This window comes from Kitasatospora sp. NPDC043949 (assembly GCF_056435365.1).
Genome location: NZ_JBWKEQ010000017.1, coordinates 134,790 through 150,386 on the forward strand (window position 1 = coordinate 134,790; position 15,597 = coordinate 150,386).

General features: G+C 74.5%; 13 protein-coding genes. 7 read left to right on the plus strand and 6 right to left on the minus strand.

The window, feature by feature from the left end; translation table 11 throughout:
- Positions 1-132 precede the first annotated feature (132 nt).
- On the minus strand, positions 133-2,472 hold the full coding sequence (locus tag AC07AL_RS16735; RefSeq protein WP_478317713.1) for a glycosyl hydrolase family 18 protein: 2,340 nt from the start codon (positions 2,470-2,472) through the stop codon (positions 133-135).
- 285 nt (positions 2,473-2,757) lie between these two features.
- Here AC07AL_RS16735 and AC07AL_RS16740 point away from each other — a divergent pair, with 285 nt between their 5' ends.
- From AC07AL_RS16740 to AC07AL_RS16750, 3 genes are all read left to right on the plus strand, one after another.
- Entirely contained in the window at positions 2,758-3,405 is a 648-nt protein-coding gene (locus tag AC07AL_RS16740) for a methyltransferase domain-containing protein (protein WP_478317714.1), read from the plus strand.
- Positions 3,406-3,476: 71 nt separating this feature from the next.
- The gene (locus AC07AL_RS16745) at positions 3,477-4,142 is read left to right on the plus strand and encodes a hypothetical protein (protein ID WP_363630542.1); all 666 of its coding nucleotides are present in this window, start codon (positions 3,477-3,479) and stop codon (positions 4,140-4,142) included.
- A 51-nt stretch (positions 4,143-4,193) separates the two neighbouring features.
- Complete coding sequence (locus AC07AL_RS16750) at positions 4,194-5,240, plus strand: TolB family protein (RefSeq protein ID WP_363587468.1); 1,047 nt, start codon at positions 4,194-4,196, stop codon at positions 5,238-5,240.
- Here AC07AL_RS16750 and AC07AL_RS16755 read toward each other — a convergent pair.
- Positions 5,237-7,453: a hypothetical protein gene (locus AC07AL_RS16755; protein WP_478317715.1), complete on the minus strand. Its 2,217-nt coding sequence runs from the start codon at positions 7,451-7,453 to the stop codon at positions 5,237-5,239. The genes AC07AL_RS16750 and AC07AL_RS16755 overlap by 4 nt on opposite strands.
- A gap of 371 nt (positions 7,454-7,824) precedes the next feature.
- Here AC07AL_RS16755 and AC07AL_RS16760 point away from each other — a divergent pair, with 371 nt between their 5' ends.
- Positions 7,825-8,412, plus strand: coding sequence for a TerD family protein (locus AC07AL_RS16760; RefSeq protein WP_350879397.1), 588 nt, complete (start codon positions 7,825-7,827; stop codon positions 8,410-8,412).
- A gap of 62 nt (positions 8,413-8,474) precedes the next feature.
- Here the strand turns inward: AC07AL_RS16760 and AC07AL_RS16765 are convergent, their stop codons facing one another.
- Together AC07AL_RS16765 and AC07AL_RS16770 are read right to left on the minus strand one after the other, a co-directional pair.
- The gene (locus AC07AL_RS16765) at positions 8,475-10,136 is read right to left on the minus strand and encodes an ABC transporter permease (RefSeq protein WP_478317716.1); all 1,662 of its coding nucleotides are present in this window, start codon (positions 10,134-10,136) and stop codon (positions 8,475-8,477) included.
- Entirely contained in the window at positions 10,133-11,059 is a 927-nt protein-coding gene (locus tag AC07AL_RS16770) for an ABC transporter ATP-binding protein (protein ID WP_363587474.1), read from the minus strand. The genes AC07AL_RS16765 and AC07AL_RS16770 overlap by 4 nt, the downstream gene beginning before the upstream one ends.
- Before the next feature lie 65 nt (positions 11,060-11,124).
- Between AC07AL_RS16770 and AC07AL_RS16775 the strand changes: the two genes are divergently transcribed.
- Positions 11,125-11,688, plus strand: coding sequence for a GbsR/MarR family transcriptional regulator (locus AC07AL_RS16775; RefSeq protein ID WP_478317717.1), 564 nt, complete (start codon positions 11,125-11,127; stop codon positions 11,686-11,688).
- A 111-nt stretch (positions 11,689-11,799) separates the two neighbouring features.
- Here the strand turns inward: AC07AL_RS16775 and AC07AL_RS16780 are convergent, their stop codons facing one another.
- Complete coding sequence (locus AC07AL_RS16780; protein ID WP_363587478.1) at positions 11,800-13,263, minus strand: lytic murein transglycosylase; 1,464 nt, start codon at positions 13,261-13,263, stop codon at positions 11,800-11,802.
- A gap of 673 nt (positions 13,264-13,936) precedes the next feature.
- Between AC07AL_RS16780 and AC07AL_RS16785 the strand changes: the two genes are divergently transcribed.
- Positions 13,937-14,320 carry a hypothetical protein gene (locus AC07AL_RS16785; RefSeq protein ID WP_363587480.1) on the plus strand — a complete coding sequence of 128 codons (384 nt, stop codon included), beginning with the start codon at positions 13,937-13,939 and terminating at the stop codon, positions 14,318-14,320.
- 21 nt (positions 14,321-14,341) lie between these two features.
- Complete coding sequence (locus tag AC07AL_RS16790) at positions 14,342-14,638, plus strand: hypothetical protein (RefSeq protein ID WP_363587482.1); 297 nt, start codon at positions 14,342-14,344, stop codon at positions 14,636-14,638.
- A 34-nt stretch (positions 14,639-14,672) separates the two neighbouring features.
- Here AC07AL_RS16790 and AC07AL_RS16795 read toward each other — a convergent pair whose 3' ends face one another.
- Positions 14,673-15,371 (minus strand): DUF6585 family protein, encoded by a 699-nt coding sequence (locus AC07AL_RS16795; protein ID WP_478317718.1) that lies wholly within the window; start codon positions 15,369-15,371, stop codon positions 14,673-14,675.
- Positions 15,372-15,597: the final 226 nt, after the last annotated feature.

Consider the following 15,597-nt stretch of genomic DNA (forward strand, 5'->3'; position numbering starts at 1 on the left):
CTGTCCCCCCCCCCCCCTTCTTCCCCCCTTCCCCCCCCCCTCTCCCCCAGGCCCCCACCCCCCCCCCCCCCCCCCCCCCCGCCCGCTCCCCCCCCCCCCCCCCCCCCCCCCCCCCCACCGGCGTGCCGGACGTCAGCGCAGGCTGCCGTCCATGGAGTTGAGCAGCGTGCCGGAGGCGTCGTCGTTCTCCAGGGAGAAGGCGAACAGGCCGCCGAGGCCCTTGCTCTTGGTGTAGGCCCCGCGCGCCTGGATGGCCTGCGGGGTGTCGCCGGTCCAGAAGTTGGTGCCGTCGTAGACCCAGCTGCTCTCGGTGACCGGGTCCCAGTGGGTGGTGGCGGCGGTCGGGTTGAGCTCCTTCCAGGCGGCCAGTCCGGCCTCCTGGCTCAGCGGCTTGGCGGCCGTCGGGCCGGTCGCGCTCTGGTACAGGCCGTAGTTGGAGCCGGCCGGGACACCCGTCCAGCCGCGCCAGTAGAACGGGATGCCGAGCACCAGCTTGTTGGCCGGGAAGCCGCCGGGGATGCCGTACTCGGGCAGGCCGGTGGTGTACGCGGCGAGCATGGTGTCGACGTTGTACTTGCGGGTGCCGGGGGTGATCGGCGTGGTCGGGTCGGCCGGGCTGTCGTGCAGCGGGTCCTGGTGGTTGGTCGGGCCCTTGGCGTCCCAGGCGCCGTGCATGTCGTAGGACATGACGTCGGCGTAGTCGAGGTAGTTGCCGATCTTGTCGGTCTCCAGCTGGGCGATCTTGTCCTGGCCGCTGGGCAGGGCGGCGGACAGCAGGTAGCGCTTGCCCTGGGCGGAGCCGAGCGCGTCCAGCTGGGTGCGGAACTCCTTGAGCAGGAGGGTGAAGTTCTGCTTGTCGGCGGGGGAGTAGTGGTTGCCGGTGTGGCCGCCGGCCGAGCCCGGGTACTCCCAGTCGAGGTCGACGCCGTCGAAGATGCCGGCCGCCGTGGCCGCGCCGCCGGAGGCGTCGCCCGCGACGCCGGTCGGCAGGTTCCCCTTGAGGAACATGTCGACACAGGAGGAGACGAAGGTCTTCCGGGAGGCGTCGGTGGCGGCCGCGTCGGAGAAGTACTTGGAGTACGTCCAGCCGCCGATCGAGATGGTGAACCGCAGGTTCGGGTACTTGGCCTTGAGCTGGCGCAGCTGGTTGAAGTTGCCCTTGAGCGGCTGCTCCCAGGTGTCGCTGCTGCCGTCCACGCTGGTGCCGGAGTTGTAGTCGGACTGGTAGTCGGCGTAGGCGTCGCCCGCGCCGTCACCGGCGTTGGGGTTGTTCTCGTTGGTCGAGTCGGAGGCCTTCACCGCCTGGAAGCAGGTGAGCTTGGTGGGGTCGATGTTGGCGAACGCGTAGTGGATGACGTCCAGCTTGCCCGCGGCGCCGCTGGTGTCGACGTTCTTCGGGTAGTACGCGTTCTCGTAGACGCCCCACTGGTCGAAGTAGGCCGAGCGGACGGGCTGTTGCGCGGGGGCGGCGGCCGTCGTGGTGCTCACCGCGGCGGACTGGGCGGAGGCGTGGGAGCCGGAGTAGCCCTGGACGCTGAAGGTGTACGCCTTGCCGGGCAGCAGCGAGCTGACGGCGACGGAGGTGCCCATCGAGGTGGCGACCAGCTGGCCGTTGGACCACACCTTGTAGGCGATCGGGCCGTCGCCGGTGGTCAGGGTGGAGGGCTGCCAGGTGAGCACCACGGCGCCCGCGGTGACCTTGGTGACGGCGACGCCGGTGGGCGTGGTGACCTTGCCGTCCCCGGCCGGGCCGCTGGCGGTGGCCGTCGCGGTCGGGCTGCCGGATCCGGTGGGGCTGCCGCTGGCCGTCGGACTGCCGCTCGCGGTGGGGCTGCCGGACGCGGTCGGACTGCTGGACGCGGTCGGGCTGGTGGAGGCCGTCGGGCTGCCGCTCGCGGTCGGGCTGCCGGTGGAGGTGGGCCCGGCCGGGCCGGTCAGGCTGAGGTCGTCGGCGTAGTAGGCGCCGGTGCCGTACCAGCCGTGGGTGAAGACCGTCACCGAGGTGGTGGTGGCGCCGGTGGTGAAGGTGGTGCTCAGCTGGTTCCAGCCGGTGCCGCCGGGTGTCCAGACCGAGGAGTTGACGCCCGTCCCGGTGGCGCCGAGGTAGACGTAGCTGCCCTGGACGAAGCCGGACAGGGTGTACGTGGTGTTCGGCTGGACGGTGACGGTCTGCTGGCACTGCGCGGTGTCGGAGGCCGAGGCCGCGCCGCTGAGCGAGTAACTCCCGCCGTGCACCGGGGTGGTGACGACGGAGCCGTTGGAGCAGGTCCAGCCGGTCAGGGTGCCGGCCTCGAAGTCGCCGTTGGCCAGCAGGTTCACCGGGGCGGCCGAGGCGGGGCTGAGGGTCAGGGCGAGGGCGGCGCCGCTGGTGCTGAGCGTGGCGGCGAGGGCCAGGGCCATGGCCCGTCTGCGCGGGGCGGTCCGGTGCCCGGCGGCCTGGGCGGGCCGTGCGGGCATGACGCGGTCGTGCATGCGGTTGTCCTCCGGATGTGTGGGGGTTTCCGGCGGTGCGTGGCCCGGGGTGGGCCGGGGGAGCCGCCCGGGCGCTGTGGGGGCGCGCGGGCAGGTGGAGCGTGCCGACGTACGGACGGCGGGCGCGGCGGGTCGGCTGACCCGCTCGCGTCACGACATCACAGATTGGACTGGACCAATATTCGCCGTCAAGGGTGTCCGCCCGCTGGACCGTTCCGGGCCGCCGACGCCCGGGCCCGGTAGGTTGACCGCTGCGGAGCAGGCCCGCCGAACGGAGGACTCGCGATGGACAGCCAGGACTGGGACGACCGCTACGCCGCGACCGAGCTGGTGTGGGGCGCCGAGCCCAACCGCTGGGTGGTCCGCGAACTGACCGGCCTCACCCCGGCCCACGTCCCCGGCCACGCCCTCGACCTGGCCGCCGGCGAAGGCCGCAACGCCATCTGGCTGGCCGGCCGGGGCTGGGAGGTCACCGGGCTGGACTACTCCGCCGTCGCCCTGGAACGTGCCGAGCGGCTCACCGCCGACCTGCCCGACGAGGTCGCCGACCGGCTCACCTGGCGGCACGGCGACGCCCGCACCTTCGAGGCCCCCGCCGCCGGCTACGACCTGGTCCTGGTCGCCTACCTTCAGGTCCCCGCCCAGGACCGGCGGGCCGCGCTGCGCCGCGCCGCCGCCGCGCTCGCTCCCGGCGGCACCCTGCTGGTGGTCGGGCACGACCTGAGCAACCTCACCGAGGGCGTCGGCGGCCCGCAGGACCCGGCCGTGCTGTTCACCCCGGAGGACGTCCTCGCCGACCTCGCGGACCGCGGCCTGCGCACCGTCCGGGCCGAACGGGTGCACCGGACGGTCGGCCCGGAGCCCGGGCACAAGGGCGAGGGCGACGGCGTCGCGGTCGACGCGCTGGTGCGCCTGGAGCGGGGTGCCGAGTGACGGGGGACCGAGTGATGGAGCACCGAGTGGCGGGGGGCCAGGTGACGGGGGGCCGAGTGATGGAGCACCGAGTGGCGGCGCGGCCGGCCCGGCGCACCCTGCTCACCGGCCTGGCGATCGCCGCTCCGGTGCTGCTGGCGGGTTGCTCGGCCTCCTCCGGCAAGGCCGGCAAGAAGGCGGGCAAGGAGGCCGGCGCGGCCAGGGCGAGCGACGCGGGCGGCGAGGCCCTGGTGATGATCATCCGGCACGGCGAGAAGCCGGACGGCGGCCACCCGGGACTGGACGAGAACGGCGGCCACGACGGCAAGTCCCTCACCGAGCGCGGCTGGTCCCGCGCCCGGGCGCTGCCCACCTTGTTCGCCCCGCCCGCGCCCGGCCTGCGCACCCCCGCCCGGATCCTCGCCGCCGCCGACCAGGGCCCACTGGCGGGGGCGCACCGGATGCGGCAGACCGTCACCCCGCTCGCCGCCAAGCTCGGGCTGACCGTCGACACCGGGTACGCCGAGTCCCAGGAGACCGCCCTGGCCGGCGCCGCCCTGGCCGGGCCCCAGCCGGTACTGATCTGCTGGGAGCACTCGCGGATCCCGCGGATCGTCGAGGCGCTCGGCGCCGCCGGCAGCGGCGCACCCGCCACCTGGCCGGACCGCTTCGACCTGGTCTGGGTGTTCGCCCGCCCGGCCGGCGGAGCCTGGACCTTCCAGGAGGTCCGCCAGCACCTGCTGGACGGCGACGCCTGATCCGCCTGCGGGCGTACGAGATGTGACGAAGCGTCAACTAGCTTGTGGGTCATGAGGACTCGCACGTTCTTCGCCGCCGCGGCCGTCACAATGCTGCTGCTGTCCGGCTGCGCCGAATCCGGCTCCGAGGACGGGCCGCAGCCCCGGCCGACCCGGGCCGGCGGCGCGCCGCCGACCGGGGGCGAGCGCCGGGCCGACGGCGCCGAGCTGCTCTACCGGGCCGAGGGTGGCCGCAGCGCCCAGAACCCCGCCTTCGCCCCGGACGGCCGCTCGGTGCTGCTGACCGAGTTCAGCGAGGGCTACAACAAGGGCGCCGCCGCCCTCGGGGTGCTGCCGCTGGACGGCGCCCGCGCGCCGCAGAAGGTCCTGGAGGATCCCGACAAGGCCGCCGTCAACCTCCCGGGCACCAGCTGGAACGCCGCCACCGGCGCCTTCACCTTCGCCACCGACCGGGAGTCCGGCCACGACGAGGTCTGGCTGATGACGCCCGGCGGCAGCCCCGAGCGGGTCACCCGGCACGAGGACGGCAGCGGCTACAGCGAGCCGAGCTTCTCCCCGGACGGCGCGTGGATCGTCTTCCAGCAGAGCTGGGAGCCGGAACACGCCGCCGTGCACGGCGACGACGCCGAACAGGACTCGCTCTGGAAGGTCCGCCGCGACGGCGGCGCCCCCCTCCGGCTGGTCGACGGCAAGGGCACCGGCACCGACAACCGGCAGCCGAACTGGTCGCCCCGGGGCGACCGGATCGTCTTCCAGCGGCGCGCCGCCGGCGGCGAGAACTGGGCGCTGTGGACGGTCGGCGCGGACGGCACCGGCCTGCGCCAGGTCACCGACGTGCCGGGCGAGCACACTGATCCCACCTGGTCCCCGGACGGCCGGTACCTGGTGTTCTCCTCCAACCTCGGCAACCTGCCGAACGCCCAGGTCTTCGTGGTCGCGGCCGACGGCGGACGCCCCGTCCGGGTGACCGGCGACGACGGCTCGTACGACGGCGCGCCGAGCTGGTCCCCGGACGGGAAGTGGATCGCCTTCGAGTCCGCCCCGGGCGGCGAGGCCAACCCCGCCGCCCTCTGGCGCATCCCCGCGCCCGCGCTCTAGCTCACCGTCACCGTCACCACCGAGTACTGCACGACGGTCAGCGGCACGCTGACCGTCGCTCCCGTGACGGTGTACGGGACGGGCTTGGGCGTCGGGTCGGTGCCGTCCGGGGTGGCGACGGTGACGGCCGTGACGGCGGCGCCGACCGGGAGGGCGTAAGAGAGCGTGCAGTTGGCGGGCGTGGTGCGGAAGGCCGCCGGGGTGTTGCCGAAGTTGGTGAAGTTCACCAGGTGGACGACGGCGTCGTTGCCGAGCCGCCGCGCGTCCAGGAAGATCCGGGGGTCCCCGGCCAGGGTGACGGCGGGCGGTGCGGACTGGCGGACGGGGGCGAGCAGTTGGTCGGCCGAGGCCTGGTCGGTCTTGGTGAGGTAGCTGAGTCCGGCCCGGTTGCGGACGTACCAGCAGGTGCCGCTGCCGTAGGCGTTCTGCTTGCCGGCCGGCAGCGGGCTGCCCCGGCGCAGCCCGAGCACGTCGGAGAGCGCGAACTCGGCGCGCTGGCCGCCCAGTTCGTCGAGCGCGGTGGGAGCCGGGCCGGTGATCACGATCGTCCCGCCGGCCGCGACGAACCCCCGCAGCACGGCCGCCTCGGCGTCCGAGACAGCCTGGAGGTCGGGCAGCAGCAGCACCTTGAACCGGGCCAGGTCGGCGGCGGCCAGGCCGGGGCTGGGCACCGTGTCGAACGGGATGTGCGCGTACACCAGCGCCTTCACCGCGCCCCGGAACTCGCCCAGCCAGGGGACGGAGGCGCAGCTCTGCTCCGGGTCGTCGCCGCCCCACCAGTCGCTGATCCCGGCCGGCGCGGTCGCGTTGACGTACATCCCGATGCCCGCGCCCGGGCTGACGTAGTCCCGGGACGGGCTGGAGTGGTAGACGCCGACCTGGGCGGCCGAGGCGGCGTTGTAGAGCCGCTCCTGGTTGGTCTGGACGAAGCGGTACATCCGGGCACGCATCGCCGCGTCCACGGTGTCGTTCTTGTACGGCGTCTTCACCTCGTAGGGGTTGCAGCCGGCCGCGATCAGCTGGGACATCACCAGCGAGGCGTCGTCGGCCTGCCAGCCGTAGGAGAACGCCCAGGCGGGCTTGGTGCCGCTGGCGCCGCGCGCGTACTTGTACATCGAGATGAGACAGACCCAGTCGGAGGCGGTGGCGTGCCGCATGCCGTCGTAGTTGCCGAGGATGTCCACCTCCCAGACCTGGCTGACGGCGCCCTCGGCCTGGCGCAGGTAGCCGCCGTCCAGGCCGATCGAGGTGGCGTAGCGGTAGTCCATCGAGACGGTCTCGACGAAGGTGACCAGGTCGGGGTTGACCGCGCGCCCGGCGGCGGCGATGTCGAGCTGGAACTGGAGCAGGTTGCGGTGGCGCCATTCGAGGTAGCGGCGGAACACCGGGTCGGCGAAGTCGGCGGCCTTGGGCAGGGCGAGGCCGCTGTCGGCCTTGAAGGCGGCCGCGCCCCAGGTGGAGGCGTCGCACCAGGAGAGCACGCCGTCGAAGTAGATCGGGACGTCCGGCCAGATGCCGTCCACACCGGTGGCGGCCACGCCCTTGATCCGCTTGAGGTAGTAGTCCCGCCAGGGCGAGTTGGGGCTGAGCCAGACGCTCTCGTCGCCCGGGTCGACCCAGACCACCACGCTGCCGTAGAACACGTTGGGCTTTCCGGCGAGGTCGCGCTGGACCCAGGCGCCGCCCTGGTCGTTCTTGTAGAACGAGCGGCCCTTCTCGCCGCCGGGGGAGATCAGCTCCAGGGAGGGGTAGTACATGACGACCTTGAGGCCGGCGGCGTGCGCCAGGCCGGTGAAGGTCTTCACCTCGGCCATGTGGGCCGCGAACTCGGCGTCGGTGAGCCAGTTGGAGAGCAGGGTGTCGAGTTCGATGACGCTGACGTTCTGCGCCCTGAGGGCGTCGACGGCGCTCTGCATGTCGGCGGGCTCGTTGAAGGTGCCGTCGCCGACGCGGGCGAACCGGGCCCAGTCCGGCCAGGGTTGCGCCGTGGCGGCGCCGCCGCCGGGGAGGGTGGCGGGTGCGGGCACGGACTCCGGTACGGGCGCGGGCGCGGGCTCCGGGGCGGCGGCCCAGGCCTGGCCGCCGGGCAGCAGGCGGACGGTGGCGAGCGCGCCGCCGGTGCCCAGGCCGGCCCGCAGCAGGCGGCGGCGGCCGAGGCGCGAGGTGGTGGCGGCGGTGGCGGGTGCGGGCGGTGTTCCTTCGTGCTCGGACATGGTGGTCCCCCCAGCGTGGGTTGGCGGATCACGGGAACGTGCGCGGAACGCTCGGTGCGTCGGCGGCCGTTCTCCCGGTCGGCGGCGCCTCCGAGCCGACCCTAGTCCGCGGGCCGCCCGCCTGTTCGGGCCCTGTTCGCGGCTACGCCAGACGTCGGATCGCCGGTTGCCAGGTTGACCGAGCCGGATTGCGCGCCGCCCCGCGCAAGCTCCTCCCCGGGGCGCTTGACAGTGTGCAGACCGCCCCCGGCGGTGACGGCGGGGGGAGTGCGGGGTAGGGGTGCTGGGAGCGCGCCGGTCGGATGATCATAGATGTTCGACAGTGCTGTAGATTCACGGCACGGAGCGGCGGCAGGGACGAGGAGGGCACGATGAGCGTTTCGCTGGCCAAGGGGCAGAAGATCAGCCTGGAGAAGCCGGGCGGCGGTCAGCTGAGTGTGGTCCGGATGGGCCTGGGCTGGAAGGCCGCGCAGCCCAAGGGCTTCTTCGCCAAGCTGCTGGCCGCCGGTCGGGAGATCGACCTGGACGCCTCGGCGGTGCTGTTCTCCCAGGGGCGGCCGGTGGACGTGGTCTTCTTCCAGCACCTCAACAGCAATGACGGTTCCGTCCGGCACAGCGGCGACAACCTGGTCGGCGGCGCGGGCGACGCGACCGACGACGAGTCGATCACCGTCGACCTGACCAAGATGGCCGCCGAGGTCGACCAGATCCTCTTCACCGTCAACTCCTTCACCGGCCAGACCTTCCAGGAGGTCGAGGCGGCCTTCTGTCGGCTGGTCGACGAGCAGACGGGCGCCGAGCTGGCCCGGTACACGCTCACCGGGGGCGGCCCGTACACCGCGCAGATCATGGCCAAGGTGCAGCGCACGCCCGCCGGTTGGCAGATGACCGCGATCGGGCAGCCGGCCAGCGGGCGGACCTTCCAGGACCTGATGCCGGAGCTGGTCAAGCACCTGTGACCCGGCCAGGGGCCGGCCCGCCGTGGCCGGCCCCGTCCGCTTCCCCCGCCGCAGCCCGGGAGTCAGCGCGTTTCGAGGTCGCGGCGCCGGAACCCGGCCAGCGCCAGGGCGATCAGGGCGGCCGCGACCAGGGTGAGCGCCGCGAGCGGCGTCCAGTCCATGGCAGCCGCCGGGAGCCGGGGCACCTGCCCGAACGGGGAGAGCCGGTCCAGGCCCGCGGGGAGCTTCAGCAGCGGGCCCAGGTACCCGATCACGAACGCGTACGCCGGCACCAGCCAGGCCAGCTGCGTCGCCCGGGGCAGCCAGCCGTACACGGCGGCGGCGAACCCCACCGTCACCCACTGGGCGGGCGCGAACGCCAGGGCCGCGCAGACCAGTCGCGGGAACGCGCCGGCGTCACCGGTGGACAGCGCCCCGGCCAGGCCGAAGCCCACCCCCGCCGCGAGCAGCACCGCGGTCGAGCCCAGCAGCGCCGCCGCCAGGTGCCCGCCCAGCCAACCGGACCGGGACACCCCGGTGGCCAGCACCGGCTCGGCCCGCCCGGCGCTCTCCTCGGCGCGCGGGCGCAGCGTCGCCAGCACCGCGTAGACCGCGCCGACCACCGCCACCACCAGCAGGGTCATCGCGGCGAAGGAGTCGGTGAGCGAGCGGCCGCCGAGCCGGGCGAGGGCCTCCTTCAGCTGGTCGACGTCCTTGACCATCGCGTCGGCGCCGCCCAGCAGTGACCCGTACATCGCGCCGAGCAGCAGCAGCGCGACCGCGAAGCCGCCCAGCAGGCCGCGGTGCAGGCGCAGGGCGAGGCCGAGCGGGGTGCCGAGGGCGGGGCGGGCGGTGGGCGGCCCCGGGCGGGCGGCGCGCAGCCCGGCGCCCACGTCCCGTCGGGTGCTCAGCGCGAAGCCGGCCACCCCGGTGACGGCGGCCAGGGCGAGCGCGGGCAGCAGCGGCCACCAGCGGTCGTCCACGAAGGGGTAGCTGCGCTGGAGCCAGCCGATCGGGGAGGCCCAGGAGAGCCCGTTCGACCCGGCGTCCCCGGCGGCGCGCACCGCGTAGGCGGCGCCGAGCACCGCGAGGGCCAGCCCGGAGGCCGTCCGGGCGTGCGCGGTGACCTGGACGGCGACGGCGGCGACCGCCGCGAACAGCAGTCCGGCGGCGGTGGTCGCGGCCCCGAACAGCAGCGCGCCGCCGGTGCCGAGCCCGGGGACGCCGAGGGCGGGCAGCCCGGCGGCGAGCAGCAGGCCGAGCGCGAGGTCGGCGACGACTGCGGCGCCGAGGGCGGCCGCGAGCTGGGCGTGCCGGCCGACGGCGGCGGAGCGGACCAACTCGGCCCGCCCGCTCTCCTCCTCGGCCCGGGTGTGCCGGGTGACGGTCAGCACGCTCATCAGCCCGGCCAGCACCGCCAGCAGGCCGAGCAGCCGGTGGCCGAGCATGGCGCCCCAGGTGTAGTCGGCCAGGTAGTGCCCGGGGCCGGTCATGGCGAGGACGGCCGGGCCGGCGGAGGCGTGGGCGATCGAGGCGCGGTCGGCGGCGGTCGGGTAGAGGGTGTGCACACTGTTGGCGCTGGCGAGGGTGAGCAGGCCGAGGCCGAGCACCCAGGCGGGGAGGCGGAGCCGGTCACGGCGCAGGGCGAAGCGGAGCAGCGTGGCGGTGCCGGCCAGGGTGGTGCGCGGGCGGGGCGGGCGCGGGGCCGTGGCGGGCGCGCTGGTCGCGGTGGTGGTGGCGGTCATCGGGCGGCCTCGCCGTCGACCGGGTGCCCGTTGGCGGCCAGCTCGTCGCCGTAGTGGCGCAGCATCAGTTCCTCCAGCGTGGGCGGGTGGCTGACCAGGCTGCGCAGCCCGGCCTCGCCGAGGCGGCGGACGGCGGCGTCGAGGTGGGCGCCGTCCACGGCGAAGCGCACCCGGGCGCCCTCGGTGCGGACGGCGTGCACGCCCTCCAGCGTCTCCAGCCCGGTGACGGGGCGGTGGGTCTCGGCCTCGACCGTGGTGCGGGTGAGGTGGCGCAGTTCGCCGAGGCTGCCGGTCTGCACCACCCGGCCGTGGCGGATGATGCTGACCCGGTCGCCGAGCTTCTCCACCTCGTCCAGGATGTGGCTGGACAGCAGGACGGTCCGCCCCTGCCGCCGGGCCTGGAGGACGACGTCCTGGAAGACCACCTCCATCAGCGGGTCGAGGCCGGAGGTCGGCTCGTCGAGCAGCAGCAGTTCGGCGTCGGAGGCGAGCGCGGCGACGATGGCGACCTTCTGCCGGTTGCCCTTGGAGTAGCTGCGGCCCTTCTTGGTGGGGTCGAGGTCGAAGCGCTCGATCAGCTCGTCGCGGCGGCGGCGGTCGAGCCGGCCGCGCAGCCGGGAGAGCAGGTCGATGGCCTCGCCGCCGGTGAGGTTGGGCCACAGTTCGACGTCGCCGGGGACGTAGGCGAGGCGGCGGTGCAGTTCGACGGCGTCGTGCCAGGGGTCCTTGCCGAGCAGCCGGGCGCTGCCGCCGTCGGCGCGCAGCAGACCGAGGAGCACCCGGATGGCGGTGGACTTCCCGGCGCCGTTGGGTCCCAGGAATCCGTGCACCTCGCCGGTCTCGACGGTGAGGTCGAGGCCGTCCAGCGCGGTGGTCCGGCCGAAGGTCTTGCGGAGGCCGGTCAGAGCGATTGCCTTCGTCATGCTGCTGAAGCTACCGTAGTTTCAGAAAAACGTGAATATTGGGAAGGCGTTAAAGTTCAGTCGAGTTGTTGATCACCGGAGAGGGGAAGGCGCGCGTGGTGGAGCGGGAAGCGGAGAAGGAGCGCGACGAGCAGGCGGTGTCGGACTTCGTCGAACGGTTCGCGGCCGAGCTGGTGGCCGCGGGCATGGGCCGGATGCCGGCCCGGCTCTTCTCCTGCCTGATGGCCGAGGAGAGCGGCGTCCTGACCTCCGCCGAGCTCTCCGAACGGCTGCGGATCAGCCCGGCCGCGGTGTCCGGCGGGATGCGTTACCTCACCCAGATCGGCCTGGCCGCCAAGGAGCGCGAGCCGGGCTCGCGGCGCGACCGCTACCGGGTGCTGAACGACGTCTGGTTCGAGTCGCTGACCCGGCGCGACGAGTACCTGCTGCGCTGGGTGCGGGTGCTCAGGGAGGGCGAGGCCACCGTCGGCGCGGGCACCGTCGCGGGGGAGCGGCTGGCGGAGAGCGCGGCCTTCTTCGCGTTCATGGTGGACGAACTGCACGGGATGCTCGCGCGGTGGCGGGTGCACCGGGCGACGCTGGGTCCGGGGGCGCTGCCCAGGGCCGGGGCCGGGTCGGATCCGGCGTAGGTCTCGGTCCAGCTCTCGGTCTCGAGCTCGGTCTCGGGAGCTTGGTGCGGCGGGGTGGGGAACGCGGAAGGCCCGCACCAGGGGTGCGGGCCGTCGGCGGATGGGGCGGTGTCAGCGGGTCGGCGGGGCGGCCGAGGGGGAGAGGCCTGCGCTGGGGGTCGTGCTCGGGGCGGCGGAGGAGGGGGTGCCGCCCGGGGTGGGAGTGCCGCCGGGGGTCGGCGTCGCCGTGGCGCACCCGGGGGCGGCCGGGGTGCCGGACGGCGTGCCGGTCGGGGTGGCCGTCGGGGACGGGCTGCCCGTCGGGGTGGTCGTGGCCGTCGGGCTCGGGCAGTCGGTGGGCGTTCCGGTCGGCGTCGTGGTCGGCGTCGTGGTGGGGGTGCCGGACGGCGTGCCGGTCGGGGTGGCCGTCGAGGACGGGGTGCCCGACGGAGTGGTCGACGGCGTGCCGGACGGCGTGGCCGGCGCGGTCGACGGCGGTGTGGTGCCGGGCGTGCCCGTCGGGGTGGTGCTCGGGTCCGTCGTCGGCTGCGCGGAGGAGGACGGCGTCGGGGCCGGCGAGGTCGGCTGCGCGCTCGGCGAGGGCTGCCCGCCCGGGGGCGGGGTGGTCCCGGGGGCGCTCGGCGTCCCGGGGGTGGCGCCAGGAGTCGTCCCGGTCGGCGGCAGCAGCGGCGCGAGGGGCAGGAGCGGGGAGGGCAACGAGGCCGGCGGGGTCGAGGAGGCCGGGCGGTTCGGCACGGTGGTGACGCTGCCGCTGCCGTAGTGCGCCATCCAGTTGCGGACCGTCCGCAGGTACTCGCCCGAGTTGTTGTAGCTGAGGATCGCCCGGTCGAGCTGCGCCGGGTCGGCGAGGTCGCGCCCGCCCGCGCACAGGTAGCGGGCGGCGCTCTCGGCGGCGTCGAAGATGTTGTTCGGGTCGGCCTTGCCGTCGCCGTTGGCGTCCGTGCCCCAGGTCGCCCAGGTGGAGGGGATGAACTGCATCGGCCCGACGGCGCGGTCCCAGCGCGCGTCGCCGTCGTAGCGCCCGCCGTCGCTGTCGGGTATCGCGGCGAAGCCGTTGCCGTCCAGCGCCGGACCGAGGATCGGGGTGAGGGTCGTCCCCGTCGCGTCCACCTGGCCGCCGTTGGCCTGGCCGGATTCGACCTGGCCGATCGCGGCCAGCAGTTGCCACGGCAGGTGGCAGCCGGGCGAGCGCTGTGCGGCCGAGGCCTCGGCCTGGCGGTAGGCGGCGAGCACGGTCGCGGGCAGGGCCGGGCCGGTGGCGGCGAAGGGGCCGGCGGCGGGCGCGCCGGGCACCGTGCCGGGCGGCTGCGGCAGTTGGACGGTGCCGCCGCCGTCCGCCGGGACGCCGGTGCCGAAGGCGCTGCCGGCGCCGCCGGTCGGGCTGCCGCCGGGCTGGGAGGCGGAGGCGTCCGGCGACGTCACGGCGTCGGCGGCCGCGACCGGGGCGAGCCCGAAGCCCGTCACCTGGGAGCCCGTCAGTGCGGCGAGTGCGGTGAAGGCCGCAGCCGTCCCCGTGACCCGCTTGCCGAGCCGCAGCCCGCGCCCGCCCTGCACCTTGCCGAACCTCGCCGTCATACCGTGCCCCTCCCCGTAGCCGTCCCGACCCTGCCGGAACGGATGAACCGTCGTCATCGTGCCTGCCGCCGGACGGCGGCTCCCGCCGTCGCAACGATTAGTATCACGACGGTCTGACGCGACAGGGGTGGCCGGAGGTTGCCGCGGCCCGGCGCCGACATCGAATACCGCAGGTCAGCAGGGGTGGGGGAATGCCCGCTCGGGCTCGGGCCGGGACTCGATCCGCGTCGCGGCCAGGCTGGCCGACGGCCCGGCCGGGTAAGGGAGTTGGGGTGCGTGCGCGTCCGCCACGGGTTCCGTCCGCGGGCCCGGTGGCGGCACCGGAGGGCTGTGCGGGTCGAGCTTCGACGTTATCTCCCGTTCCTGCCAAGGGAGTTGACCGGGGGCGTGCCGGTGGTGGGCCGGGCGTGCAGGGGCCCGGACAGGCGGTCCGGGGCGCGGGGGTGGTGCGTGCGCGTCGTTCCGGGCTCCCCGGCGGCGCCCGCCTCCGACCCTCCTGACCTGCGTGGATGTCCGCCGCCGGGCGGGTGCTTCCCTACCAGGGCGGGCGTGCGGACACCAGGGGGCGGCCCCAACTCGCCCCTGGACGGGTGACGTTCTGGTGAAAAGGGCATGCCAGGAATCTCCGCCCGGCATGCTGTGCCCCGTGACCATGCGGATGGAGGCCCGGACTGTGAGCGCGAACCTGCCCGAGACCGTCGCCGAGGGAGCGGTCGTCCTTCCGGCCCCCCCTCGGGCGGTCGACGACCTGGCCCGCGACCTGACCCAGGCCGCGGCCGCCGTCCGGGCGGTCTCGCGGGTCGCCCGCAGCGGTGGGGACCTCGCCGTCGCCGCGTACACCGCGGTGGTGTGCACCGGGCGTTCGGCCGCCCGCGTACTGGAGGAGGCCGCCGCCTGGTGCCGGCAGGCCCCCGGGGCCGAGGTGCACTCGCTCGCCTGGGCCCGGGTGCCGGGGCACCGCGAGGACGTGGACGAGTACCGCGTCACCCTCGCCGTCAGCTTTCCCGACGACGAGACCGGCGAGCACCTCGGCGACACCCATCGCGCCCGCCGGTGAGGAATCCGTAGGATGATCCCCATGGGTGATGGGGACACGAAGCAGCTGACGGGCGACCAGGCGCAGGACGCGACGGACGACGGCCCGCGAGAGCTCTCGCGGGCCGCCGCCGTGGCCGTGACGGTGCTCGCCGCCCTCTGCGGCGCCGCCGTCCTGCTGGCCGTCTTCCACTGGCTGGGCTGGAGCGTCCCCTGGGTCGGCTGGATCGTCGCCAAGGCCGGCATCAAGCTCGCCGTCGGGGGCTTCGCCGGGCTCGCCGCCGCCTTCGCCTGGCTCCGGTCGCGGCTGGGGCGTGCGGCGAGCGACTCGCGGTCCTGACGGCGATCCAGGGCCTGTCCGGGCCGGCCGTGCGTCAGCCGGAACGGCCCAGCAGCATCATGAAGAGCGCGTAGTTCGGGATCCGGCTGACCGCGGTGTTCGACAGCGAGAGGAACCTGCCGTCCTTCTTGACCACCAGGTAGCCGTTGACCACGCTGATCGACTTGATGTCGGACCAGGGCACCAGACCGCGCTTCACCGTGCGCAGACCGGCCGAGCTGACCAGCAGGTCGCCGAAGGCCAGTTCCCCTCCGTCCGCCAGCGAGGCCCGGGCCCCGGACAGTTGGGTGGCCGCGACGTAGTGCGCGGCGACCTCGCCCAGTTCCGCCCACCTGCCCAGCTGGGTGCCCCTGTCCCCGCCGCTGAGCTTGGCGCGCCGCGGGTCGCGGTACTTGCCGTCGATCGTGAACGTCTCCCCGTCGTCCCGGATGAACCGGTAGGAGAAGTCCGTTTCGGTGTAGATGTTGTGCGAGTAGTGGGCGACGGTCGCCTGCATCACGGTCGAGACCTCGTCCCAGCGGAAGACCGTGAGCTCCAGGCCCCCGCCCTCGTGCACCAGGCCGTGGTCGAAGTGGTAGACCCGGAGCTTCTCCTCCTCGCGCGGCTTGCCGAACAGCCGTGTCTTCGTCAGCACCAGGAAGCACTGGCGCAGCAGGCCGAGGCCGGCCTGCTGCGCCTGCTCGGCCACTGCGGCGGTGATCTGGGTATCCGTGGTCTCGACGACCTTCACCATGGGCTCGCTCCTGTGTATGGCGACTACGGCCATGGGAGTATTCCCCGGAGCCGGGGGACGTGAGGCACAACAGCGGCCGCCCGCTCGGGCTTTCGCAGTCTTTCGGCCAGTCGCGGGCCGCCTGCTGGACGAACGCGCCCCGAGGGGCGCCGGGGGGGGGGGGGGGGGGGGGGGGGGGGGGGGGGGGGGGGGGGGGGGGTGTCGGAGCGCGAAACACCATAGAAGG